Origin of the sequence: Streptomyces sp. NBC_01481 (genome assembly GCF_026339995.1) — a bacterium.
In the GTDB taxonomy this organism is placed as follows: Bacteria; Actinomycetota; Actinomycetes; order Streptomycetales; family Streptomycetaceae; genus Streptomyces.
Genome location: NZ_JAPEPT010000001.1, coordinates 2,044,940 through 2,068,650 on the forward strand (window position 1 = coordinate 2,044,940; position 23,711 = coordinate 2,068,650).

General features: G+C 68.6%; 18 protein-coding genes. 10 read left to right on the plus strand and 8 right to left on the minus strand.

All coding sequences use genetic code 11. The annotated features are described in order from the left end of the window. Nucleotides 1-36 precede the first annotated feature (36 nt). The gene (locus OOK40_RS09455; protein ID WP_266478253.1) at nt 37-1,356 is read left to right on the plus strand and encodes an enolase C-terminal domain-like protein; all 1,320 of its coding nucleotides are present in this window, start codon (nt 37-39) and stop codon (nt 1,354-1,356) included. After that, nucleotides 1,353-2,129: an SDR family NAD(P)-dependent oxidoreductase gene (locus tag OOK40_RS09460; RefSeq protein WP_266478255.1), complete on the plus strand. Its 777-nt coding sequence runs from the start codon at nt 1,353-1,355 to the stop codon at nt 2,127-2,129. The genes OOK40_RS09455 and OOK40_RS09460 overlap by 4 nt, the downstream gene beginning before the upstream one ends. Nucleotides 2,130-2,394: 265 nt before the next feature. On the opposite strand, the gene OOK40_RS09465 is transcribed toward OOK40_RS09460, so the two are convergent. The 5 genes from OOK40_RS09465 to OOK40_RS09485 all read right to left on the minus strand — a co-directional run bounded on the left by OOK40_RS09465 (nt 2,395) and on the right by OOK40_RS09485 (nt 8,121). Next, nucleotides 2,395-3,066, minus strand: coding sequence for a FadR/GntR family transcriptional regulator (locus OOK40_RS09465; RefSeq protein ID WP_266478257.1), 672 nt, complete (start codon nt 3,064-3,066; stop codon nt 2,395-2,397). Between the two features lie 101 nt (nt 3,067-3,167). Next, entirely contained in the window at nt 3,168-4,769 is a 1,602-nt protein-coding gene (locus OOK40_RS09470) for a glycerol-3-phosphate dehydrogenase/oxidase (protein WP_266478259.1), read from the minus strand. 6 nt (nt 4,770-4,775) lie between these two features. Further along, complete coding sequence (glpK, locus tag OOK40_RS09475) at nt 4,776-6,311, minus strand: glycerol kinase GlpK (RefSeq protein WP_266478261.1); 1,536 nt, start codon at nt 6,309-6,311, stop codon at nt 4,776-4,778. A gap of 30 nt (nt 6,312-6,341) precedes the next feature. Further along, nucleotides 6,342-7,130, minus strand: coding sequence for an MIP/aquaporin family protein (locus OOK40_RS09480; protein WP_266478264.1), 789 nt, complete (start codon nt 7,128-7,130; stop codon nt 6,342-6,344). A 226-nt stretch (nt 7,131-7,356) separates the two neighbouring features. Further along, nucleotides 7,357-8,121 carry an IclR family transcriptional regulator gene (locus OOK40_RS09485; RefSeq protein WP_266478266.1) on the minus strand — a complete coding sequence of 255 codons (765 nt, stop codon included), beginning with the start codon at nt 8,119-8,121 and terminating at the stop codon, nt 7,357-7,359. 239 nt (nt 8,122-8,360) lie between these two features. On the opposite strand from OOK40_RS09485, the gene metH reads away from it, so the two are divergent. The 3 genes from metH (at nt 8,361) to OOK40_RS09500 (ending at nt 14,770) form a co-directional block, all read left to right on the plus strand. Further along, nucleotides 8,361-11,873, plus strand: a complete 3,513-nt coding sequence (gene metH, locus OOK40_RS09490; RefSeq protein ID WP_266478269.1) for a methionine synthase — start codon at nt 8,361-8,363, stop codon at nt 11,871-11,873. 96 nt (nt 11,874-11,969) lie between these two features. Continuing rightward, complete coding sequence (locus OOK40_RS09495) at nt 11,970-12,671, plus strand: HAD family phosphatase (RefSeq protein ID WP_266478271.1); 702 nt, start codon at nt 11,970-11,972, stop codon at nt 12,669-12,671. Between the two features lie 503 nt (nt 12,672-13,174). After that, nucleotides 13,175-14,770: an ABC transporter substrate-binding protein gene (locus OOK40_RS09500; RefSeq protein ID WP_266478273.1), complete on the plus strand. Its 1,596-nt coding sequence runs from the start codon at nt 13,175-13,177 to the stop codon at nt 14,768-14,770. A gap of 70 nt (nt 14,771-14,840) precedes the next feature. Here the strand turns inward: OOK40_RS09500 and OOK40_RS09505 are convergent, their stop codons facing one another. Together OOK40_RS09505 and OOK40_RS09510 are read right to left on the minus strand one after the other, a co-directional pair. Continuing rightward, the gene (locus OOK40_RS09505; protein WP_266478276.1) at nt 14,841-15,512 is read right to left on the minus strand and encodes a response regulator transcription factor; all 672 of its coding nucleotides are present in this window, start codon (nt 15,510-15,512) and stop codon (nt 14,841-14,843) included. Nucleotides 15,513-15,525: 13 nt separating this feature from the next. Next, on the minus strand, nt 15,526-16,386 hold the full coding sequence (locus OOK40_RS09510; protein ID WP_266478278.1) for a RecB family exonuclease: 861 nt from the start codon (nt 16,384-16,386) through the stop codon (nt 15,526-15,528). A 120-nt stretch (nt 16,387-16,506) separates the two neighbouring features. Here OOK40_RS09510 and OOK40_RS09515 point away from each other — a divergent pair, with 120 nt between their 5' ends. The 3 genes from OOK40_RS09515 (at nt 16,507) to OOK40_RS09525 (ending at nt 19,530) form a co-directional block, all read left to right on the plus strand. Then, entirely contained in the window at nt 16,507-17,757 is a 1,251-nt protein-coding gene (locus OOK40_RS09515) for a site-2 protease family protein (protein ID WP_266478280.1), read from the plus strand. A gap of 83 nt (nt 17,758-17,840) precedes the next feature. Further along, nucleotides 17,841-18,728, plus strand: coding sequence for a tRNA (adenine-N1)-methyltransferase (locus OOK40_RS09520; RefSeq protein ID WP_266478282.1), 888 nt, complete (start codon nt 17,841-17,843; stop codon nt 18,726-18,728). A gap of 226 nt (nt 18,729-18,954) precedes the next feature. Next, the gene (locus tag OOK40_RS09525; protein WP_266478284.1) at nt 18,955-19,530 is read left to right on the plus strand and encodes a hypothetical protein; all 576 of its coding nucleotides are present in this window, start codon (nt 18,955-18,957) and stop codon (nt 19,528-19,530) included. 4 nt (nt 19,531-19,534) lie between these two features. Here OOK40_RS09525 and OOK40_RS09530 read toward each other — a convergent pair whose 3' ends face one another. Further along, entirely contained in the window at nt 19,535-19,846 is a 312-nt protein-coding gene (locus OOK40_RS09530) for a ferredoxin (protein WP_266478286.1), read from the minus strand. A gap of 253 nt (nt 19,847-20,099) precedes the next feature. Between OOK40_RS09530 and arc the strand changes: the two genes are divergently transcribed. Together arc and dop are read left to right on the plus strand one after the other, a co-directional pair. After that, entirely contained in the window at nt 20,100-21,866 is a 1,767-nt protein-coding gene (gene arc, locus OOK40_RS09535) for a proteasome ATPase (protein WP_266478288.1), read from the plus strand. 236 nt (nt 21,867-22,102) lie between these two features. Next, the gene (dop, locus tag OOK40_RS09540) at nt 22,103-23,614 is read left to right on the plus strand and encodes a depupylase/deamidase Dop (RefSeq protein WP_353961855.1); all 1,512 of its coding nucleotides are present in this window, start codon (nt 22,103-22,105) and stop codon (nt 23,612-23,614) included. The last annotated feature ends 97 nt before the right edge of the window (nt 23,615-23,711 follow it).

A 23,711-nucleotide genomic window follows, 5' to 3' on the forward strand; every position in this document is an offset into this window, starting at 1 on the left:
GTAAAGGTCCGATGTTCTACCCGCGGGGGTGCGTGGATGAGCCAGACCGTCACGGAGTTCGAGGTCCACGACATCCGCTTCCCCACCTCGGAACAGCTCGACGGCTCCGACGCCATGAACCCCGACCCCGACTACTCCGCCGCCTATGTGGTGATGCGCGCGACCGACGGGGGTGAGGGACACGGCTTCTGCTTCACCATCGGGCGCGGCAACGATGTCGCCGCCGCTGCCATCGAGGCGCTGCGCCCTCATGTCGTAGGACGCCCGGCCCCCCGGACGGCAGCCGACCTCGCCGCGCTCCATATCGAGCTGACCCATGACTCACAGCTGCGCTGGCTCGGCCCGGAGAAGGGCGTGATGCACATGGCGGCCGGCGCGGTCGTCAACGCCGCCTGGGACCTGGCGGCCAAGCGCGCGGGACAGCCCGTCTGGGAGTTCCTCGCCTCGATGAGCCCCGAAGAGCTCCTCTCGCTCGTCGACTTCCGCTATCTCACCGATGTCCTCACCCGCGACGAAGCCCTCGCCATCCTCCGGGCCGCCGAACCGGGCAGGGCCGAACGCGCCGCGCGGCTGCGCGAACAGGGCTACCCCGCGTACACCACATCGCCGGGCTGGCTCGGCCACTCCGACGAGAAGCTCGTGCGACTCGCCAAGGAGGCCGTCGCCGACGGATTCGGCCAGATCAAGCTGAAGGTCGGCGGGGACATCGACGACGACATCCGGCGCATGAAGCTCGCCCGCGCGGCCGTCGGACCGTCCGTACGTATCGCCGTGGATGCCAACCAGCGCTGGGACGTCGGCGACGCGGTGCGCTGGATGACCGCGCTCGCGCCGTACGAACCGCACTGGATCGAGGAGCCGACCAGCCCCGACGACATCCTCGGCCATGCCGCCGTACGGGCGGGCCAGCCGGTCAAGGTCGCCACCGGCGAACATGCCGCCAACCGCGTCGTGTTCAAGCAGCTGCTCCAGGCAGGGGCCGTCGACTTCGTCCAGATCGACGCCGCCCGGGTCGCCGGCGTCAACGAGAACCTCGCCGTCCTGCTGCTCGCGGCCAAGTACCGGGTCCCCGTCTGCCCGCATGCCGGCGGCGTAGGACTGTGCGAACTCGTCCAGCATCTGGCCATGTTCGACTACGTCGCCGTCTCCGCCAGCTGGGAGGACCGCGTCATCGAATACGTCGACCACCTGCACGAGCACTTCACCGACCCCGCCGTGATCGACTCCGGACGCTATGTCGCCCCGCGCGCCCCGGGATTCTCCGCCCGCATGCTCCCCGAGTCGATCGCCGCCCACAGCTATCCGCACGGGCCCCTCTGGCAGGCCCGACGCGCCACAGAGGAGGTCAACTCATGACGCAGACGGGGGACTTCGAGTCACTGTCCGCGGTGGTGACCGGCGGGGCATCGGGCATCGGGGCCGCCGCGGCGAGGCTGCTCCTCAGCCGTGGGGCGCGGGTCGCCGTCCTCGACCGGGACACCGCGGGAGCGCCCGACGGCGTCCTCGCCCTCCAGGCCGATGTCACCGACGACGAGGCCGTACGCGACGCGGTCGTCCGGGCGGCCGCGGAATTCGGCGCGCTGCACACCCTCGTGTCCAACGCCGGTGTCGGCGCCATCGGAACCGTCGCCGACAACGACGACGAGGAATGGCAGCGCGTCCTCGACGTCAATGTCCTCGGCATGGTGCGCGTCGCCCGGCACGCCCTGCCGCATCTGCGTCGCGCGGCCGCCGACCGCCCGGGCCATGTCTCCATCACCCACACCTGCTCCATCGCCGCGACCGCCGGACTGCCCCAGCGCGCCCTCTACAGCGCAAGCAAGGGCGCCGTCCTCTCCCTCACACTCGCCATGGCCGCCGACCATGTGCGCGAGGGAATCCGCGTCAACTGCGTCAACCCCGGCACCACCGACACCCCGTGGATCGGCCGCCTGCTCGACCAGGCCGACGACGCCGCCGCCGAACGCGCCGCGCTGGAAGCCCGCCAGCCCACCGGACGGCTGGTCGCGGCGGACGAGGTCGCCGCGGCCATCGTGTATCTCGCCAGCCCCGCTGCCGCCGCCGTCACGGGCACGGTCCTCGCGATCGACGGCGGAATGCAGGGCCTGCGCCTGCCCCCGCCGAACTGAGCGTGCCGCTGCGCGGGGCTTGTTCCCCACCCCGCCCTCCCCCAGACTCCGTCCGGGGGGACCCCCAACCTCCCCGTGTGCGACCTCCGGCCGCATGTCCTCAAACGCCGGACGGGCTGAACTCCAGCCCCGTGGGGGTACCCCCGGACGAAGTCTGGGAAGTTTGAGGCGCGGGGGTCCGGGGGCAGCGCCCCCGCCACGCGGCGGAGCCGCAAATCGATACAGCGGGAAGGGGCGGGGTGGGGGACAAGGCCCGCCGCAGGCGCTAAAGCGTCGACCTCAGCCACTGCTCCACGCTTGCGATATGCACCGTTGCCCACGACCTCGCCGCCTCCCCGTCCCGCTCCCGCAGCGCCGACACAATCGCCCGGTGTTCGCGCAGCGTGCGGCCGACCGCGTCCTCCTGGGTCAGGCCGCGCCACACGCGGGCCCGGGTGGTCGGACCTGAGAGACCGTCCAGCAGGGAGCAGAGCACCGAATTGCCCGACGACTGAACGATGGCGCGGTGGAATTCGAGGTCGGCGGCGACCAGCTCCTCCACCGAGGGCTGCGGCCCGAGCGCGTCCAACTGCGCGCTCAGTACGTCCAGTTCGCTCTCGCTGATCCGCGTCGCGGCCATCGCCGTGGCGGCGGGCTCCAGGATGCGGCGTACGGCCAGGAACTCCAGCACCGTGTCGTCCCGGTGGAAGTCCACGACGAAGCTCAGCGCCTCGAGCAGCAACTGCGGGTCCAGGCTGGTGACATACGTGCCGTCGCCCTGCCGCACATCGAGAATGCGGATCAGTGACAGCGCGCGCACCGCCTCGCGCAGTGAGTTACGGGACAGGCCCAGCTCGGCGGCGAGTTCGCTCTCTTTGGGGAGGCGGTCGCCGGGGCGCAGCGCACCCGAGACGATCATTGCCTTGATCTTCTCGATGGCCTCGTCGGTTACGGCCATGGGCGACCTCCATACATCCGATGTATCGGCCCCCATTATGCGTCCCCCAAAGGGCATGCGTAAGGGGCGGCCGCTATGCGACCGCCCCTTACCGACCTGCGCTACTTGCCGAGCAGATCCTCGACCTTGCTCCGGATCTCGTCCGTCGCGAGACCCCGGATCGTCAGCGTCGTACGACGGCGCAGCACATCGTCGGCCGTTTCGGCCCACTCGTGGTCACGCGCGTACACGACCTGCGCCCAGATCTCCGGAGCGTCCGGGTGGATGCGCTCGGCCAGCGCCGGGTCGTCGTTGGCGAGCCGGGCGATGTCGAACGAGAGCGAACCGTAGTGCGTGGCGAGGTGGCGCGCGGTGTCCGCGGCCATCCGCGGGCCCGGCGTGCCGCCGTCGACCAGCAGCCGGTGCGCCACCGCGTTCGGGTTGGCGATACCGGGCAGCGGGACCTTCTTCGGCAGCCGCGAGATCGGCTCCATGTCGTCGGCCAGCGGCTGCCCGGGCAGGGCGGCCAGCTTGTTCATCACCGTACGGCCGATGTGGCGGAAGGTCGTCCACTTGCCGCCGGCCACCGACAGCATGCCGCCGCGGCCCTCGGTGACGACCGTCTCGCGCTTGGCCTTCGAGGTGTTGCCGGGACCGCCGGGGAGCACCCGCAGACCCGCGAAGGAGTACGTGATCAGATCGCGGGACAACTGCTGGTCGCGGATGGAGAACGCGGCCTCGTCCAGGATCTGCGTGACGTCCTTGTCGTTGACCGCGACGTCCGCCGGATCGCCCTCGTACTCCTCGTCCGTCGTGCCGAGCAGCAGCATGTCCTCCCAGGGGAGCGCGAAGGTGATGCGGTACTTGTCTATAGGGGTCGCGAGGGCGGCCTTCCAGGGCGAGGTGCGCTTGAGCACCAGGTGCGCGCCCTTGGACAGCCGGATGGACGGGGCCGCGTTCGGGTCCTCCATCGTGCGCAGGTGGTCGACCCAGGGCCCGGTGGCGTTGAGTACGAGACGCGCGCTGACGCCGAACTCGGTGCCGTCCATACGGTCCTTGAGCTCCGCGCCCGTGACCCGGCCCCTGGTGAAGCGCAGGCCGGTGACCTCGGCGTGGTTGAGCACGGTGGCGCCGGACGCGACGGCCGCGCGGACGGTCATCAGCGCCATCCGGGAGTCGTTCATCTGGTCGTCGCCGTACACGGCAACGGCCTTCAGGTTCTCCGTACGCAGCTCGGGAACGTCGCGCTGCGCCTTGGACGCGCTGATGACATGGCCGACGCCGTCACCGAACGCGGAGAGCGCGGAGTAGGCGAAGACGCCCGCGCCGAGCTTCGCCGCGCCGTGCGGCCCGCCTTTGTAGACCGGCAGATAGAAGGTGAGCGGGTTCGCCAGGTGGGGAGCCACCTGGCGGGAGACCGCGCGCCGTTCGAAGTGGTTCTCCGCGACCAGCTTCACCGCGCCGGTCTGCAGATAGCGCAGACCGCCGTGGAGGAGCTTGGAGGAGGCGGAGGAGGTGGCGCCGGCGAAGTCGCCGGCGTCCACCAGAGCCACCCGCAGCCCGGACTGCGCCGCATGCCAGGCGGTGGAGATGCCCAGGATGCCGCCGCCGATCACCAGGAGGTCGTATGTCGCCTTGGAAAGGTGCTCCCGAGTCTCGGCGCGGCTCGGAAGGGAGCCGGCCGGGTGCGTCCCCAGGGCAGGGACGCTCTGCAGGGTGTTCATCTCGAATTACTCCTCGTCAGCGTCGTCTTCGAGCCAGCCCATGGTCCGCTCGACGGCCTTGAGCCAGCTCTTGTACTCGCGGTCCCGTTGGGCCGCATCCATGTGGGGGGTCCACTCGGCGGCCCGGCGCCAGTTGGCGCGCAGCGCGTCGGTGTCCGGCCAGTAGCCGACGGCGAGACCGGCGGCGTAGGCAGCGCCGAGGCAGGTCGTCTCGGCGACCATCGGGCGCACCACCGGTGCGTCCAGGAAGTCCGAGAGGGTCTGCATCAGCAGGTTGTTGGAGGTCATGCCGCCGTCGACCTTGAGCGCGGTCAGCTCGACGCCGGAGTCCTTGGTCATGGCGTCACTGATCTCGCGGGTCTGCCAGGCGGTGGCCTCGAGCACGGCACGCGCGATGTGCGCCTTGGTGACATAGCGGGTCAGGCCGGCGATCACACCGCGGGCATCGTCGCGCCAGTACGGGGCGAACAGGCCGGAGAAGGCCGGTACGAAGTAGGCGCCGCCGTTGTCCTCGACACTCAGCGCGAGGGTCTCGATCTCCGCGGCAGTGCTGATCAGGCCCATCTGGTCGCGCATCCACTGCACCAGCGAACCGGTGACGGCAATGGAACCTTCCAGCGCGTACACGGGGGGCTGGTCGCCGATCCGGTAACCGACGGTCGTCAGCAGGCCGTTGTACGAGTTGACGGGCTCGTGACCGGTGTTCATCAGCATGAAGGTGCCGGTGCCGTACGTGGACTTGGCCTCGCCCTCGGAGAAACAGGTCTGGCCGAACAGCGCCGCCTGCTGGTCACCGAGCGCCGAGGCGACCGGCACACCGGCGAGGGCGCCGCCCTTGGCGACTCCGTACACCTCGGCGGAGGAGCGGATTTCCGGCAGCACCGCGGCCGGCACGTCCATCGACTGGAGGATCTTCTCGTCCCAGTCGAGGGTGTGCAGGTTCATCAGCATGGTGCGCGAGGCGTTGGTGACGTCGGTGACGTGGTGGCCGCCGTCGACGCCGCCTGTCAGGTTCCAGATGACCCACGAGTCCATGGTGCCGAAGAGGATCTCGCCGCGCTCGGCGCGCTCGCGCAGGCCCTCGACGTTGTCGAGCAGCCAGCGGATCTTCGGTCCGGCGAAGTACGAGGCGAGGGGCAGGCCCGTCTCGCGCCGGAAGCGGTCCTGGCTCACGTTGCGGCCGAGCTCCTTGCAGAGCGCGTCCGTACGGGTGTCCTGCCAGACGAGAGCGTTGTGCACCGGCTCGCCGGTGTTCTTGTCCCACAGGACGGTGGTCTCACGCTGGTTGGTGATGCCGATGGCCTTGACGTCGGCGGCGGTGATGCCCGCCTTCGCGACGGCGCTGTCGACAACCTCCTGGACGTTGGTCCAGATCTCGGCGGCGTCGTGCTCCACCCAGCCCGGCTTCGGGAAGATCTGCTCGTGCTCCTTCTGGTCGACGGAGACGATGCGGCCGTCGGTGTCGAAGACGATGCAGCGGCTGGAGGTGGTGCCCTGGTCGATGGCCGCGATGAAGGGGCCGGTGGTGTGTGCGTCAGTCACGGGGTGCTCCTGCGAGATCGAAGGGAGGGCTTAGGCGAACGCGAGGTTGTAGATACCCGCCGCGAGGGCTCCGCCGGCCAGCGGTCCGACGACGGGGATCCAGGCGTAGCCCCAGTCCGAGCCGCCCTTGTTGGGCAGCGGAAGCAGGGCGTGCACGATACGCGGGCCCAGGTCGCGGGCGGGGTTGATTGCGTAGCCCGTCGGGCCGCCGAGCGAGAGGCCGATGCCGACCACGGTGAGCGCGACGATCAGTCCGCCGATGACGCCCAGACCCTTGCCGCTGTCGTTGAGGCCCTGTGTGAGTACCGCGAGGACGAGCACCGTGGTGCCGATGATCTCGGTGGCCAGGTTCTGCCACACCACGCGGACCTCGGGTCCGGTGGAGAAGACACCGAGCACCGGGCCGGCCTTCGGAGCGGCCTCTTCGCTGACCAGGCCTTCCTCGTGCGGAGGCGCGGAGATGATCTCCGGGTCCGTGAGGTGCGCCTGGAACTGTCCGTAGTACGCGATCCAGACCAGGGCGGCACCGAGCATGGCGCCGACCATCTGTCCGGCGATGTAGAGCGGAACGTTGCTCCAGTCGCTGTCCTTGATCGCGATGCCGACGGTGACGGCTGGGTTCAGGTGGGCGCCGGACAGTGTGCCCGTCATGTAAACCGCGATCAGGACCGCGAAGCCCCACCCGAAGGTGATCGCCAGCCAGCCGGCGTTCTGCGCCTTCGAGCGCTTGAGTACGACTGCGGCGACCACGCCGCCGCCGAGCAGGATGAGAACGGCGGTACCAATGATCTCGCCGATGAAGATGTCGGAGTTGGACACCCGCGACTCCTTTGTCCTTCGGGGGAAGGCGAACCCCGGGTCCCTCCGGTGGTCCGCGCCCTCAGGTGAGGGCGTTCTCGGCTTGGCGTTGCCACACTCTAGCGTGTATTGCCGGTAGGTGTTCGACAATGCCGACCGATGCACGGCAGTTTTGCGCCAGGGTTAACACGACGTCAAGGGTTGTGTGGCCGAAAATCGGATCGTTATCGATGAGGCGACAGAACGGTCAGAATCGCCCGGCGCCGAGGTCGCGCGAAACCGAGCGTGCGCAGTCCCGTACTGCCGCGACCAGTTCCGACCGCAACTCGCCCGCGCTGCATACGCGTTCGACCGCTCCTGTGATGGCGACAGCCCCGACCGGCATCCGGCGCCGGTCGTGGATCGGGGCGGCAACCGCGGCCACGCCCTCCCAGGTCTCTTCCACATCCGCCGCCCAGCCCCGCGCCCGGGTGTGGTCGAGCACCAGCTCGAACTCCTCCACGCCGGTCACCGTCCGCGGCGTGAAGCTCTTGCGCTCCACCTCCATGACCTCGGTGTGGGCCACCGGGTCGAACGCCGAGAGCACCTTGCCCAGCGCGGTGGAGTGCAGTGGCTGCATGGCCCCCACCTCCAGCACCTGGCGGCTGTCGTCGGGTCTGAAGACGTGGTGCACGATGAGCACGCCGTGCTGGTGCAGCACCCCGAGATGGACGCTCTCGCCGCTGGAACGCGCCAGGTCGTCCGTCCAGACCAGAGCGCGGGCGCGCAGCTCGTGGACGTCCAGATAGCTGTTGCCGAGCCTGAGCAGCTCGGCCCCCAGCTGGTAGCGGCCGGACGCCGGGTCCTGTTCGACGAAGCCCTCGGCCTGCAGGGTGCGCAGAATGCCATGGGCGGTGCCCTTGGCGAGATCGAGCGAGGAAGCGATGTCCGACAGGCCCAGTCGGCGTTCCCCGCCCGCGAGCAGTCGCAGCATCGCCGCCGCCCGCTCGAGTGACTGGATGTTTTTCGCCATCGCTCGGCCCTTCTCACTGCGGTTCGACAATGCTGAACACTATCGGTCGATGCCGACCTTGGTCACCACAGAGTGAATCCTTCGTGTCCGAAAGACCATCCGGTGCGGCGAGGACATGATGCTGTCCCGCCCCGTGGGACGGCCACGCCCTGTTTCGGCGGGCACGGCTAGGCTGGCTCCGTGCGCCTTCCACCGGAGGACGCAAAGCCGACAGCCGTCGCATCCCAGGGAGCACATCCATGGCCTCGCTGCCGACCCCTTCCGCTGACAGCCGGACCCGAATCGACGCCCTTCGCGAAGCGCTCGCCACCCGAGTGGTCGTAGCCGACGGGGCGATGGGCACGATGCTCCAGGCCCAGGACCCGACACTCGAGGACTTCGAGAACCTCGAAGGCTGCAACGAAATCCTGAATGTGACCCGCCCGGACATCGTCCGGTCCGTCCATTCGGCCTATTTCGAGGTCGGCGTCGACTGCGTCGAGACGAACACCTTCGGTGCGAACCTCGCGGCCCTCGGTGAGTACGACATCCCCGAGCGGGTCTTCGAGCTCTCCGAGTCCGGCGCGCGGATCGCCCGCGAGGCCGCCGACGAGTTCACGGCGTCGACCGGGCAGCAGCGCTGGGTGCTGGGCTCGATGGGACCGGGCACCAAGCTGCCGACCCTGGGACACGCCCCGTACGTGAAGCTGCGCGACGCCTACCAGCAGAACGCCGAGGGCATGATCGCGGGCGGCGCCGACGCCCTCCTGGTGGAGACGACCCAGGACCTGCTCCAGACCAAGGCTGCCGTCCTGGGCGCCCGCCGCGCTCTGGAGGCGACCGGCACCAACCTCCCCGTCATCTGCTCCGTGACGGTCGAGACGACGGGCACGATGCTGCTCGGCTCGGAGATCGGCGCGGCCCTGACCGCGCTGGAGCCGCTGGGCATCGACATGATCGGCCTGAACTGCGCCACCGGCCCGGCCGAGATGAGCGAGCACCTGCGCTACCTCGCCCGGCACTCCCGCATCCCGCTGTCCTGCATGCCCAACGCGGGCCTGCCGGTGCTCGGCAAGAACGGCGCGCACTACCCCCTGTCGGCGGGCGAGCTGGCCGACGCGCAGGAGACCTTCGTACGCGAATACGGCCTCTCCCTGGTCGGCGGCTGCTGCGGTACGACGCCCGAGCATCTGCGCCAGGTCGTCGAGCGCGTACGCGATCTCGCGCCCACCGAGCGCGTGCCGCACCCTGAGCCGGGCGCCGCGTCCCTCTACCAGACCGTGCCGTTCCGTCAGGACACCTCGTTCATGGCCATCGGCGAGCGGACGAACGCCAACGGGTCCAAGAAGTTCCGCGAGGCCATGCTGGACGGCCGCTGGGACGACTGCGTGGAGATCGCCCGGGACCAGATCCGCGAGGGCGCGCACATGCTCGACCTCTGCGTCGACTACGTGGGCCGGGACGGCGTCGCCGACATGGAGGAACTGGCCGGCCGTTTCGCCACCGCGTCGACGCTGCCCATCGTGCTCGACTCCACCGAAGTCGACGTCCTTCGGGCCGGGTTGGAGAAGCTGGGCGGCCGCGCGGTCCTCAACTCCGTCAACTACGAGGACGGGGACGGGCCCGAGTCGCGGTTCGCGAAGGTCACCGGGCTCGCGGCCGAGCACGGCGCCGCGCTCATCGCGCTGACCATCGACGAAGAGGGCCAGGCCCGTACGGTCGAGAACAAGGTCGCCATCGCCGAGCGGCTCATCGACGACCTGACCGGCAACTGGGGCGTGCACGAGTGCGACATCCTCATCGACACGCTGACCTTCACGATCTGCACCGGCCAGGAGGAGTCCCGCAAGGACGGCATCGCCACCATCGAGGCGATCCGTGAGCTCAAGCGCCGCCGCCCCGACGTGCAGACCACGCTGGGCCTGTCGAACATCTCCTTCGGCCTGAACCCGGCCGCCCGGGTCGTCCTCAACTCCGTGTTCCTCGACGAGTGCGTCAAGGCCGGCCTCGACTCGGCCATCGTGCACGCATCCAAGATCCTTCCCATCGCGCGTCTCGAGGAGGAGCAGGTCAAGGTCGCCCTGGACCTCATCCACGACCGCCGCAGCGAGGGCTACGACCCCCTGCAGAAGCTCATGGAGCTCTTCGAGGGCGTCAACATGAAGTCGATGAAGGCGGGCAAGGCCGAGGAGCTCCTGGCCCTGCCGCTGGACGAGCGCCTCAAGCGCCGCATCATCGACGGCGAGAAGAACGGCCTGGAGGCCGACCTCGACGAGGCGCTCCAGACCCGCCCCGCCCTCGGCATCGTCAACGAGACGCTGCTGGACGGCATGAAGGTCGTCGGCGAGCTCTTCGGCTCCGGCCAGATGCAGCTGCCGTTCGTCCTGCAGTCCGCCGAGGTCATGAAGAACGCGGTCGCCTACCTCGAACCGCACATGGAGAAGTCCGACGCGGAGGGCAAGGGCACCATCGTCCTGGCGACCGTCCGCGGCGACGTCCACGACATCGGCAAGAACCTCGTCGACATCATCCTCTCCAACAACGGCTACAACGTCGTCAACCTGGGCATCAAGCAGCCGGTCTCGGCGATCTTGGAGGCCGCCGAGGAACACCGCGCCGACGTGATCGGCATGTCCGGCCTGCTGGTGAAGTCCACGGTGATCATGAAGGAGAACCTGGAGGAGCTCAACCAGCGCAAGATGGCCGCCGACTACCCGGTCATCCTCGGCGGAGCGGCGCTGACCCGGGCATATGTCGAACAGGACCTGCATGAGATCTACGAGGGCGAGGTTCGCTACGCGCGCGACGCCTTCGAGGGCCTGCGCCTGATGGACGCGCTGATCGCGGTCAAGCGCGGCGTCCCCGGAGCGGTCCTGCCCGAGCTCAAGCAGCGCCGGGTCCGCGCCACCACGAACGCCGTGGTCGAGGAGCGCCCGGAAGAAGGCGCCGTGCGCTCCGACGTCGCGATCGACAATCCGGTCCCCGAGCCGCCGTTCTGGGGCACCCGGGTGATCAAGGGCATCCAGCTCAAGGAGTACGCGTCCTGGCTGGACGAGGGCGCGCTGTTCAAGGGCCAGTGGGGCCTCAAGCAGGCCCGCGCCGGTGACGGACCGACCTACGAGGAGCTCGTCGAGACCGAGGGACGGCCGCGGCTGCGCGGCTGGCTGGACCAGCTGCACACCCGGAACCTGCTGGAGGCGGCCGTCGTCTACGGCTACTTCCCCTGCGTGTCCAAGGGCGACGACCTGATCCTGCTGAACGAGGACGGCTCCGAGCGCACCCGCTTCTCCTTCCCCCGCCAGCGCCGCGGCCGCCGCCTGTGCCTCGCCGACTTTTTCCGGCCCGAGGAGTCCGGCGAGCGGGACGTCGTCGGGCTTCAGGTCGTCACCGTCGGCTCCAAGATCGGTGAAGCCACGGCAGAGCTCTTCGAGTCGGACTCGTACCGCGACTACCTCGAACTGCACGGCCTGTCCGTGCAGTTGGCGGAGGCGCTGGCCGAGTACTGGCACGCCCGTGTGCGTGCCGAGCTGGGCTTCGCCGGCGAGGACCCGGCCGATGTGGAGGACATGTTCGCCCTGAAGTACCGGGGTGCGCGCTTCTCGCTCGGTTACGGAGCGTGCCCGGACCTCGAGGACCGTGCGAAGATCGCCGAGCTGCTGGAGCCCGAGCGGATCGGCGTCCAGCTCTCGGAGGAGTTCCAGCTCCACCCCGAGCAGTCCACCGACGCGATCCTGATCCACCACCCCGAGGCGAAGTACTTCAACGCACGTTAGCCGCCCGAGACGTAGACTTGTCGGTCCAGTGCAGGCCGGTTGCCTTCCCCACTTGGGAGGCGGCCGGCCTTCTCGTCCCCAGTGGAGGTGTGCCGGATGACCAGTACGGTCCCCGCGTCCCTGACCCGTTCGGCGGAAGGCTCTGCCCTTCAGGCCGTGTTTCTCGACATGGACGGCACCCTCGTGGACACCGAAGGCTTCTGGTGGGACGCGGAGGTGGACGTCTTCGCGGACCTCGGCCACGATCTCGACGAGGCATGGCGGGAGGTGGTGGTCGGCGGCCCCATGACGCGCAGTGCCGCGTACCTCATCGAGGCGACCGGCGCGGACATCACGCTCGCCGAGCTGACCGTGCTGCTCAATGACCGCTTCGAGGACCGGATCGGGCGCGGTGTGCCCATGATGCCGGGCGCCGAACGGCTGCTGGCCGAGCTGGCCAGGCACAATGTGCCCACCGCGCTGGTCTCCGCCTCCCACCGCCGCATCATCGACCGCGTCCTCGCCTCGCTCCGCCCGCACAACTTCGCACTGTCGGTCGCGGGCGACGAGGTGCCGCGCACGAAGCCGCACCCCGACCCCTATCTGCTGGCCGCGCGCGGACTGCGGGCCGAGCCCGCGAGATGTGCGGTCATCGAGGACACGGCCACCGGTGTCGCCTCCGCCGAGGCCGCGGGCTGCCGGGTGGTGGCCGTGCCGTCCGTGCACCCGATCGCGCCCGCCGACGGGCGCCTGGTCGTACGGTCGCTCGAAGAAGTGGACCTTGGTTTTCTGCGCACGCTCATCACCGCGATGAACTGATGCGTGTACGGTCCGTGTTTCTCGAATGCAGTGGAAACTCTGGGCAGCCGAGCGTGCCTTTTCCGTGACGAGCCCGGACGGTTATCCGGTGCCGTTGGTGCAGAATTCACCGCGTGACGTTCGTCACCGTGAGTGGCCTGGGTGATGTTGGTCCGGACCACTCCCCGCCCCTTCCTGGGGTGCGGGACGCGCCATTGTGTCCGCATTGGTGGAGAGATGTACCAATCATTCCACCGTGGGGGCATCCACTCACAGGCATAACCGATCACTGAGCGAATACGCCCCAACTCGGGCCCGGTCACGCTTTCCTGGCGTCGCCGACTAATCTCGTCGCGAGAACTTCGTCGCATCATCGATGTGTCTCGGCGCCACCCAGTCATGGGGAACTCAGTGCCGATCGCTCTGTTTCCCCCTCCCGATCGCACCGCTCCGAACGGGCGGCCGCGACGGAGGCTCCCGAAGACATCGCTGTATCCCAGTGCCGGATGAGGAGAACGTCCAGGATGAACCGTAAGACTTTGGTGCTGCCGGCCTTGGTCGGCCTGCTCGCGCCAGTGCTTGTCGCCTGCGGCGGGGCGAAAGGCGGGTCCGGCGGCGGTGACGCCATTGTCGTGGGCACCACGGACCAGTTCATCGCCACCGACGACGCCCCCGCGCCGCTCGACCCGGCCTACGCCTACGACACCGGTTCGTGGAGCGTCCTGCGGCAGACCGTCCAGACGCTGATGCACGCCCCGCGCGGCGGCGGCGCGCCCGTGCCCGAAGCGGCCCAGTCGTGCGACTTCACGGACAAGGTCAGCGAGAGCTACCGCTGCAAGCTGCGCAGCGGGCTGAAGTTTGCCGACGGCAGTGCCATCACCGCCGAGGACGTGAAGTTCTCCATCCAGCGTGTCCTGGACATCAACGCCGACAGTGGTGTGGGCTCCCTCCTCGCGAACATCGACACGATCGAGGCCAACGGCGACGAGGTGGTCTTCCACCTCGCCACGCCGGACGCGACCTTCCCGTACAAGCTCTCGACGCCCGTCGCTGCCATCGTCAGCAAGAAGCAGTACGAGGGCAAGAAGCTCCGCGAGGGCTTCCAGGTCGACGGCTCCGGCCCGTACACCATGAGCGCCGAGACCAAGGACGGCCACGTCGCCAAGGTCACCTTCACCAAGAACCCCAACTACCTGGGTGACATCAAACTCCGCAACGACAAGGTTGAGCTGCGGTCCTTCGCGGACGCCGACTCGATGGGCAAGGCGCTCGAGTCGGGCGACATCGACATGATGACCCGGGCGATGTCGCCCGAGCAGATCAAGAGCATGTCCGAGAGCCCGAAGGAAGGCATCGAGCTCACCGAGATGCCGGGCCTGGAGATCCGCTACCTCGGCTTCAACACCAACGACCCGTCGGTGAAGAACAAGGCCGTCCGGCAGGCCATGGCCGCTGTTGTCGACCGTGGTCACATCGCGGGCAAGGTATACGGCTCCACCGCCGAGCCGCTCTACTCGCTCATCCCGGCGAGCGTCGGGGCGCACACCAACTCCTTCTACAACAAGTACGGCGAGCCGAACCAGAAGAAGGCCGCGGAGCTGCTGCGCAAGGCCGACATCACCACCCCGGTGAAGCTGAAGCTCCACTACACGACCGACCACTACGGCGCCGGTACGGCCAAGGAGTTCCAGGCGCTCAAGCAGCAGCTGAACGCCACCAAGCTCTTCGACGTCACCATCGAGGGCGCCGAGTGGTCGAAGTTCGTCCCCGCCCAGAAGCGCGGTGAGTACGCGGTCTACGGAATGGGCTGGTTCCCCGATTTCCCGGACCCGGACAGCTTCATCGCGCCGTTCCTGGACAAAGGCAACTTCCTCAACACCCCGTACGTGAGCACCGAGGCGCGGGACCTCATCCCGCAGTCGCGGAAGGCCGCCGACCGCACCTCCGCGTCCCAGGCCTTCACGCAGATACAGGAGATCGTCGCCAACGACGTGCCTTTCCTGCCGCTGTGGCAGGGCAAGCAGTACGTCGCGGCGCGCACCGGCGTCACCGGCGTCGAGCGGGTGGTCAACTCCAGCTCGGACCTTCAGCTGTGGGAGCTGGGCCGCGGCACCGCGTGAGCTGCGAGCCATGAACAAGCGGCGGCGGGCCGATGCCCGCCGCCGCTTTTCGCGTGCTCCGTCCGGAGAACTACTGTGCGCCGGGGCGCACCAGACCGCTCTCGTAGGCGTACACCGCCGCCTGCACCCGGTCCCGCAGGCCCAGCTTCGTCAGCACATGGCCCACATGCGTCTTGACGGTGGTCTCACTGACGAAGAGATCGGCCGCGATCTCGGCATTGGACAGCCCCCGCGCGACCAGCTTGAGCACCTCCACCTCGCGCTCGGTCAGCGTGTGCAGCGTGTCCGGGACCGGCTCCTCGCCCGAGGGCAGATGGTCCGCGTACTTGTCGAGAAGCCTGCGGGTGATGCTCGGCGCGAGCATTGCCTCGCCCGCCGCGACCACCCGGATCGCCTGGACCAGCTCATTGGCGGGCGCGTCCTTCAGCAGGAAGCCGCTCGCCCCGGCCCGCAGCGCCTCCACCACGTACTCATCGAGGTCGAAGGTGGTCAGCACCAGCACCTTCGCCGGGCCGTCCCGCCCGGGGCCGGTGATCTGACGGGTCGCCTCGACGCCGTCCATGCGGGGCATCCGGATGTCCATCAGCACCACATCGGGCTGCAGCGCACGCACCTGGTCGATGGCCTGCAGACCGTCCCCGGCCTCGCCGACCACCGCGATGTCCTGCTCCGCCTCCAGGATCATCCGGAAGCCGGTGCGCAGCAGCGGTTGGTCGTCGACCAGTAGGACGCGGATAGCCACGGGTACTCCTTAGTTAGACCGGGCCCATTCTGCCCTGACCATCCTCTGCCGAAGCGGTCGGGGAGACGCTCAGCGGATATACCGGGGGAGTGCCGCCGAATTCCGGACAGACCGCCTGGTGGTCGCACCAGCCGCACAGCTTCGTCGGCCGCGGCCGCCAGTCGCCCGTCTCGGTGGCCAGCCTGATCGCGTCCCAGAGTGCCAGCAGCTTGCGCTCCACGCGCTCCAGGTCCGCCGGGGCAGGGTCGTACGTCAGCACCTCTCCGCTGCCCAGATAGACGAGCTGGAGGCGGCGCGGCACCACGTTCTTCAGCCGCCAGATCACCAGGGCGTAGAACTTCATCTGGAACAGCGCGCCCTCGCTGTACTCGGGGCGCGGGGCCTTGCCCGTCTTGTAGTCGACGATCCGGACCTCGCCGGTGGGCGCGACATCGACCCGGTCGATGACACCGCGCAGCCGCAGCCCCGACTCCAGCTCCGTCTCGACGAACAGCTCCCGCTCGGCCGGCTCCAGTCGGGTCGGGTCCTCCAGCGAGAACCACCGCTCCACCAACTGCTCCGCCTTGGCGAGCCAGCCGGTCAGCCGCTCGCCTTCGGAGTCCTCCGCGAACAGCTCGCCCAGCTCCGGCTTCGTCTCCAGCAGCCGGTCCCACTGACCCGGGATCAGGGCCTTGGCACGCGGAGCCGTTCGCTCCGCCGCCGGCGCGTCGAAGAGCCGCTCCAGCACCGCATGCACCAGCGTCCCGCGGGTAGCCGCCTCGCTGGGCTTCTCCGGCAGCTTGTCGATCACCCGGAACCGGTACAGCAGGGGACACTGCATGAAGTCGCTCGCACGCGAGGGCGACAGCGATGTGGGCTGCTGACTCGTACTCATGACGCAGACCCTACGGCCCGCCACTGACAGCGAGCGGAATACCATCGACGTCAGACCCTCGAAACTGCATGATCGAACGAGCGAAGCATTCGCGACACATTCGCGACAAAAAGGGGACCCGTGGACGAGGACGACACCAGCGGCGAGCGTGAGCGGGCGCAGTCCGGTGCGGGAGGAACGGACCCCGAGGGCAGCAAGCCGCGGCGTTCCGACGGCCCCGGCGGCGGCATTCTCATGGGCCGTCCCTTCGGTGTGCCCGTCTATGTCGCCCCGAGCTGGTTCATCGTCGCCGCGCTCATCACCTGGGTCTTCGGTGGTCAGCTCGACCGTGTGCTCCCCGAGCTCGGCGGCACGCGCTATCTCGTCTCGCTCTTCTTCGCGGTCGCCTTCTACGCCTCCGTACTGGTCCACGAACTCGCCCACACCGTCGCCGCGCTGCGCTTCAAACTGCCGGTACGCCGGATCCAGCTGCAGTTCTTCGGCGGGGTGTCCGAGATCGAGAAGGAGTCCGAGACCCCCGGCCGCGAGTTCGTCCTGGCCTTCGTCGGACCACTGCTCTCCCTCGTCCTGGCCGGTCTCTTCTACCTCGGGATGCAGGCCGTCGATCCCGGTACGGTCCCCGGCGTGCTGCTCGCCGGGCTGATGATCTCCAACCTGATCGTTGCCGCGTTCAACCTGCTGCCCGGTCTGCCGCTCGACGGCGGCCGCATGCTGCGCGCCGTCGTGTGGAAGATCACTGGCAAGCCGATGTCGGGCACCGTCGCCGCGGCCTGGGTGGGCCGGGCGCTCGCCGTCGCCGTCCTCATCGGCCTGCCGCTCCTCACCCACACCGGCGCCCTCGGCAATGCCACCGAGGACATCGGCGGCATGGAGACGGTCACGGACGCGCTGCTCGCCGCGATCCTCGCCGCGATCATCTGGACCGGGGCGGGCAACAGCCTGCGCATGGCCCGGCTGCGCGAACACCTCCCCGAGCTCGAAGCCCGCACGCTCACCAGGCGCGCCGTCCCGGTCGAGTCCGACACCCCGCTCTCCGAGGCCCTGCGCCGCGCCAACGAGGCGGGCGCCCGCGCGCTGGTCGTCGTCGACGGCCACGGCGACCCGACGGCCCTGGTACGCGAGACGGCCATCGTCGGCGTTCCGGAACACCGCCGCCCCTGGGTCGCGGTCAGCGGCCTCGCCCAGGAGCTCACCGAAGGCATGAAGGTCTCGGCGGAACTGGCCGGCGAGGCGCTTTTGGACAAGCTCCGGGCCTCTCCGGCGACGGAGTACCTGGTGGTCGAGGAGTCGGGCGAGATCTACGGCGTCCTGTCCACGGCGGACGTCGAGCGCGCCTTCGTCGCCGCGATGGCCCGGCCCGCGTCTTCTTGAGGTCTCGGTTCGCCTCCGGGGCGCCGGGCCCGCCGGGGCTCGCCGTGGTGAACGGGTCCGTTCCGGGCCGGTAGGCTGGTCGCATGTCCGAACCGACCGGTGCCGCCCGCCGACGCGGGCCCTTCAAGGTCGGGGACCAGGTCCAGCTCACCGACCCCAAGGGACGCCACTACACGTTCACGCTCGAGGCCGGGAAGAATTTCCACACCCACAAGGGTTCCTTCCCGCACGACGAGCTGATCGGCGCTCCCGAGGGCAGTGTTGTCCGTACCACGGGAAACGTCGCCTACCTCGCGCTGCGCCCCCTGCTCCCCGACTATGTCCTGTCCATGCCCCGCGGCGCCGCCGTGGTCTACCCCAAGGACGCGGGGCAGATCCTGGCCTTCGCCGACATCTTCGCCGGCGCCCGCGTCGTCGAGGCGGGCGTGGGCTCCGGCTCGCTGAGCGCCTTCCTGCTGCGAGCCATCGGCGACCACGGCATGCTGCACTCCTACGAGCGCCGCCAGGACTTCGCCGAGATCGCCCAGCAGAATGTGGAGCGCTACTTCGGCGGCCCGCACCCCGCCTGGCAGCTCACCGTGGGCGACCTCCAGGACAACCTGACCGACGCCGACGTCGACCGCGTGATCCTGGACATGCTCGCCCCCTGGGAGTGCCTGGAGGCGGTCTCCAAGGCCCTCGTCCCCGGCGGCATCCTCTGCTGCTACGTCGCGACCACCACCCAGCTCGCGCGCACCGTCGAGTCCATCCGCGAGATCGGCTGCTTCGCCGAGCCTCAGCCCTGGGAGTCGATGATCCGCAACTGGCACGTCGAAGGTCTGGCCGTCCGCCCGGACCACCGGATGATCGGGCACACCGGATTCCTCCTCACGGCCCGCCGTCTCGCGGACGGCGTGGAGCCCCCGATGCGCCGCCGCCGCCCCGCCAAGGGCGCGTACGGCGATGACTACGAAGGCCCCAACAAGGGCTGACGGAACGCCCCAAAACGGGCTGACGCCCGCACAACGTACCGACGCCGCCGCCGAGTTCCCCAGGCACCCTGGGGAACTCGGCGGCGGCGTCTTCGTGTTGACCGCTTTACCGACCTACACACTTTCTTGACCTACACACTCGGACCCCGCTGTTCCGCACCCGCTGTGACGTATGGCACGATGCAGGCCATCCCCGCCGGTTCCGCCTTCCCAGGAGACATCCCGCGTGCAGACCTCCGCCGTCCCGGACCTCGCGCACACGCACGCACGCCCGGTGCACTGGCTCGCCACCGCGACAGCGATGGCCGGGGTGGTGGCCGCCGCCGGACTGCTGCAGCCCACTGCCCAGGCCGCCCCTCAGACAGGCCCGCAGAACACCGGAACGGCCGCTGCACCCGCCCCCGCGCCCGATCCGGCGGGAGTGCGGCTCCCCCTGGAGTGCGGCGGCGCGAAGAGCGTGGTGACCAAGAAGGCCTCGGGCGACCTGGACGGCGACGGCAGCCTCGAAACCGTGGCGGTGGCCCGCTGCGACGCGGGCTCCGGCACCCCGCCGAGCGGGGTCTACGTACTGACCCAGGGCCGGGGTACGGGCCCGCGCGTCGTCGCGACCCTCGTGGAGCCCGCGCAGAAGCTCAGCGTCAAGGAGTTCGCCGTACGTGACGGTGCGATTACGGCCACCTTGCTCGGCTACTCCTCGCCGGACGTGCCGAGCTGCTGCCCCGACCAGCTCGAGAAGGTCAAGTGGCAGTGGCAGGGCGGGAAGTTCGTCCGTACCGCCCAGCCCGAAGCACGCAGTATGTGATCCGTCACTCTGCGTCGGGTCCGAAGACCTCGACCCTGTCCGAAACGCGGCGGACATGGATGCAATCGCCCGGGCACTCCTTCGCGGAGTCCACCACATCGCTCAGCAGCGGCAGCGGCACGGGCGTTGTGGCGCCCGGGTTCTGGAGCAGTTCGTCGTCGGTGCTCTTCACGTAGGCGAGCCCGTCGATGTCCAGCTCGAAGACCTCGGGAGCGTACTGCGCGCAGATCCCGTCTCCGGTACAGAGGTCCTGGTCGATCCAGACCTCAAGGGCCTCGCCGACGGCTTCTGTGGGGACCTCGTGCTGCACGGTCATCTCTCCTGCCGTTTCCTTCGCCGGGTGTAGCAAAATGAAGCAAGTCGCGCCAGCCCTGACGGGTGTTGAACACTTCGACGATACCTCCGCCCGCTTTCCGATGTTGATGGGTGGGTATTCACCTGGCGTGAGGGAGAGCGCAAGGGTGAAGATCGGACACACCTCTACCGTCTTTGTGATCTAGGGGTTTCAATCACCACCCACCCAGGTAGGGTCAGGAAGCGTCCAGCTCCCCTTGGAGGAGGTGAGGACCGTGGCAGCCCACGACGACGACATCAACCGCGGCATCCGGCCGGGGCGGGGGTCTGAAGACCCCGCCGGTCAGGTTGCCTATCTCGAGCAGGAAATCGCCGTCCTGCGCCGCAAGCTCGCCGACTCTCCGCGTCATACGAGGATTCTCGAAGAGCGGATCGTCGAGCTACAGACAAACCTGGCCGGCGTCTCCGCACAGAATGAGCGGCTCGCCAACACGCTCCGTGAGGCCCGCGACCAGATCGTGGCCCTCAAGGAGGAGGTCGACCGGCTCGCACAGCCGCCGGCCGGCTTCGGTGTCTTCCTGCAAGCGAACGAGGACGGCACCTGCGACATCTTCACCGGGGGCCGCAAGCTCCGGGTGAACGTCAGCCCCAGCGTCGAGCTCGAAGAGCTCCGGCGCGGCCAGGAAGTCATGCTCAACGAGGCGCTCAACGTGGTCGAGGCCATGGAATTCGAGCGCGCCGGGGACATCGTCACCCTCAAGGAGATCCTCGAGGACGGCGAGCGCGCCCTGGTGATCGGGCACACCGACGAGGAAAGGGTGGTGAGGCTCGCGGACACGCTGCTGGACACCACCATCCGCCCCGGCGACGCCCTGCTGCTCGAGTCCCGCTCCGGCTACGTCTACGAAGTGATCCCCAAGAGCGAGGTCGAAGAGCTCGTCCTCGAAGAGGTCCCGGACGTCGACTACACAAAGATCGGCGGTCTGGGCAGCCAGATCGAGATGATCCGCGACGCGGTCGAGCTTCCGTACCTCCACCCGGACCTCTTCAAGGAGCACGAACTGCGGCCGCCGAAGGGCATCCTGCTCTACGGCCCGCCCGGATGCGGCAAGACGCTGATCGCCAAAGCCGTCGCCAACTCCCTTGCCAAGAAGGTCGCCGAGGTGACCGGCCAACCCGCGGGGAAGAGCTACTTCCTCAACATCAAGGGCCCCGAGCTCCTCAACAAGTACGTCGGTGAGACCGAGCGGCACATCCGCCTCGTCTTCCAGCGTGCCCGGGAGAAGGCGAGCGAGGGCACCCCCGTCATCGTCTTCTTCGACGAGATGGAATCCCTCTTCCGCACCCGTGGTTCCGGCGTCAGCTCGGACGTGGAGAACACCATCGTCCCGCAGCTGCTCGCCGAGATCGACGGTGTAGAGGGCCTGGAGAACGTCATCGTCATCGGCGCCTCCAACCGCGAGGACATGATCGACCCCGCGATCCTGCGCCCCGGCCGGCTCGATGTGAAGATCAAGATCGAGCGTCCGGACGCGGAGGCCGCGAAGGACATCTTCGCCAAGTACCTCACGTCCTCGCTGCCGCTGCACGCCGACGACCTCGCCGAGCACAGCGGCTCCAAGGACGCCGCCGCTCACGCGATGATCCAGTCCGTCGTCGAGCAGATGTACGCGGAGTCCGAGGAAAACCGCTTCCTCGAGGTCACGTACGCCAATGGCGACAAGGAAGTCCTGTACTTCAAGGACTTCAACTCCGGCGCGATGATCCAGAACATCGTCGACCGGGCCAAGAAGATGGCCATCAAGGCCTTCCTCGACCACAACCAGAAGGGCCTTCGGGTCTCCCATCTCCTCCAGGCATGCGTGGACGAGTTCAAGGAGAACGAGGACCTGCCGAACACCACCAACCCGGACGACTGGGCCCGGATCTCCGGAAAGAAGGGCGAGCGGATCGTCTTCATTCGCACCCTCGTCACCGGAAAACAGGGCGCGGACACCGGACGTTCCATCGACACGGTGGCGAACACCGGTCAGTACCTGTAGAACGCAGACCGGCTGCGGATGCCCGGTCGGGCATCCGCAGCCGAATGCTTTTCCGACAGGTCCAGCCATACCGGAGCAATGACGAAATTGATCTCCCCACCAGCGCAGAGGCGTTCTAGGCTCGTCGGTACCGCCGAGTCGCGCAGTGCGGGGACGGGCACCGCACACGCACCGGAGCTACAGCGGTACTTGAGCGCCGTTCCCGGAGGGGAGCGCCGCCGGGCAAGGAGGGCCGCATGACCGTACGGCGAGTAATGGGCATCGAGACGGAGTACGGCATCTCCGTCCCGGGCCACCCGAACGCCAATGCCATGCTCACCTCGTCCCAGATCGTCAACGCCTACGCGGCGGCGATGCACAGGGCGCGGCGCGCCCGCTGGGACTTCGAGGAGGAGAATCCGCTGCGGGACGCCCGCGGCTTCGACCTCGCCCGCGAGGCCGCCGACTCCAGTCAGCTCACCGACGAGGACATCGGCCTGGCCAATGTGATCCTCACCAACGGTGCCCGGCTGTACGTCGACCATGCGCACCCGGAGTACAGCTCGCCCGAGGTCACCAACCCGCGCGACGCCGTGCTGTGGGACAAGGCCGGCGAGCGGATCATGGCGGAGGCTGCCGAGCGCGCGGCCCAGCTCCCCGGCGCCCAGCCGATCCACCTGTACAAGAACAACACCGACAACAAGGGCGCGTCCTACGGCACGCACGAGAACTACCTGATGAAGCGGGAGACCGCCTTCTCGGACATCGTGCGCCACCTGACGCCCTTCTTTGTCTCCCGCCAGGTCGTCACAGGCGCCGGACGGGTCGGAATCGGCCAGGACGGCCATGAACACGGCTTCCAGATCAGCCAGCGGGCCGACTATTTCGAGGTCGAGGTCGGGCTCGAGACCACGCTGAAGCGGCCCATCATCAACACCCGCGACGAGCCCCACTCCGACGCCGAGAAGTACCGCAGGCTCCATGTGATCATTGGCGACGCGAACCTGTCGGAGATCTCCACGTACCTCAAGCTGGGCACCACGGCCCTGGTGCTCTCGATGATCGAGGACGGCTTCATCGCGGTGGATCTGGCGGTCGAGCAGCCGGTGCGCACCCTGCACCAGGTCTCGCACGACCCGACCCTCAAGCGGCTGGTCACGCTGCGCAGCGGCCGGACACTCACCGCGGTGCAGCTTCAGATGGAGTACTTCGAGCTTGCCCGCAAGTACGTCGAGGAGCGCTTCGGCGCGGACGCCGACGACCAGACCAAGGACGTCCTGATCCGCTGGGAGGACACCCTCAACCGGCTCGAGAACGACCCGATGAGCCTCGCCGGGGAACTGGACTGGATCGCCAAGAAGGAGCTCATGGAGGGCTACCGCAGGCGCGACGGCCTGGACTGGGACGCGGCTCGGCTGCACCTGGTGGACCTCCAGTACGCCGACGTACGCCCCGAGAAGGGCCTGTACAACCGGCTGGCGGCCCGCGGGAAGATGAAGCGGCTCCTGGACGAGCAGGATGTCGTACGGGCCGGGACGAAGCCCCCGGAGGACACCAGGGCGTACTTCCGCGGTCGCTGTCTGGAGCAGTACGCGGACGACGTCGCCGCGGCCTCCTGGGACTCGGTGATCTTCGATCTGCCCGGCCGTGACTCGCTGCAGCGGGTGCCAACCCTCGAACCGCTACGCGGAACGCGTAATCACGTCAAGGAGCTCCTTGACCGGTGCCGGACCGCGGAAGACCTGGTCCGGGTGCTGTCCGGCGGCTGAAATGGCTCAGGTCCGGGAATCATCGAGGTGGTCCCCGGACGTTGAGGAAAGTGCGGGGCCGATGTCGGACCCTGCTTGTAGGGTCTGATCTTGACCG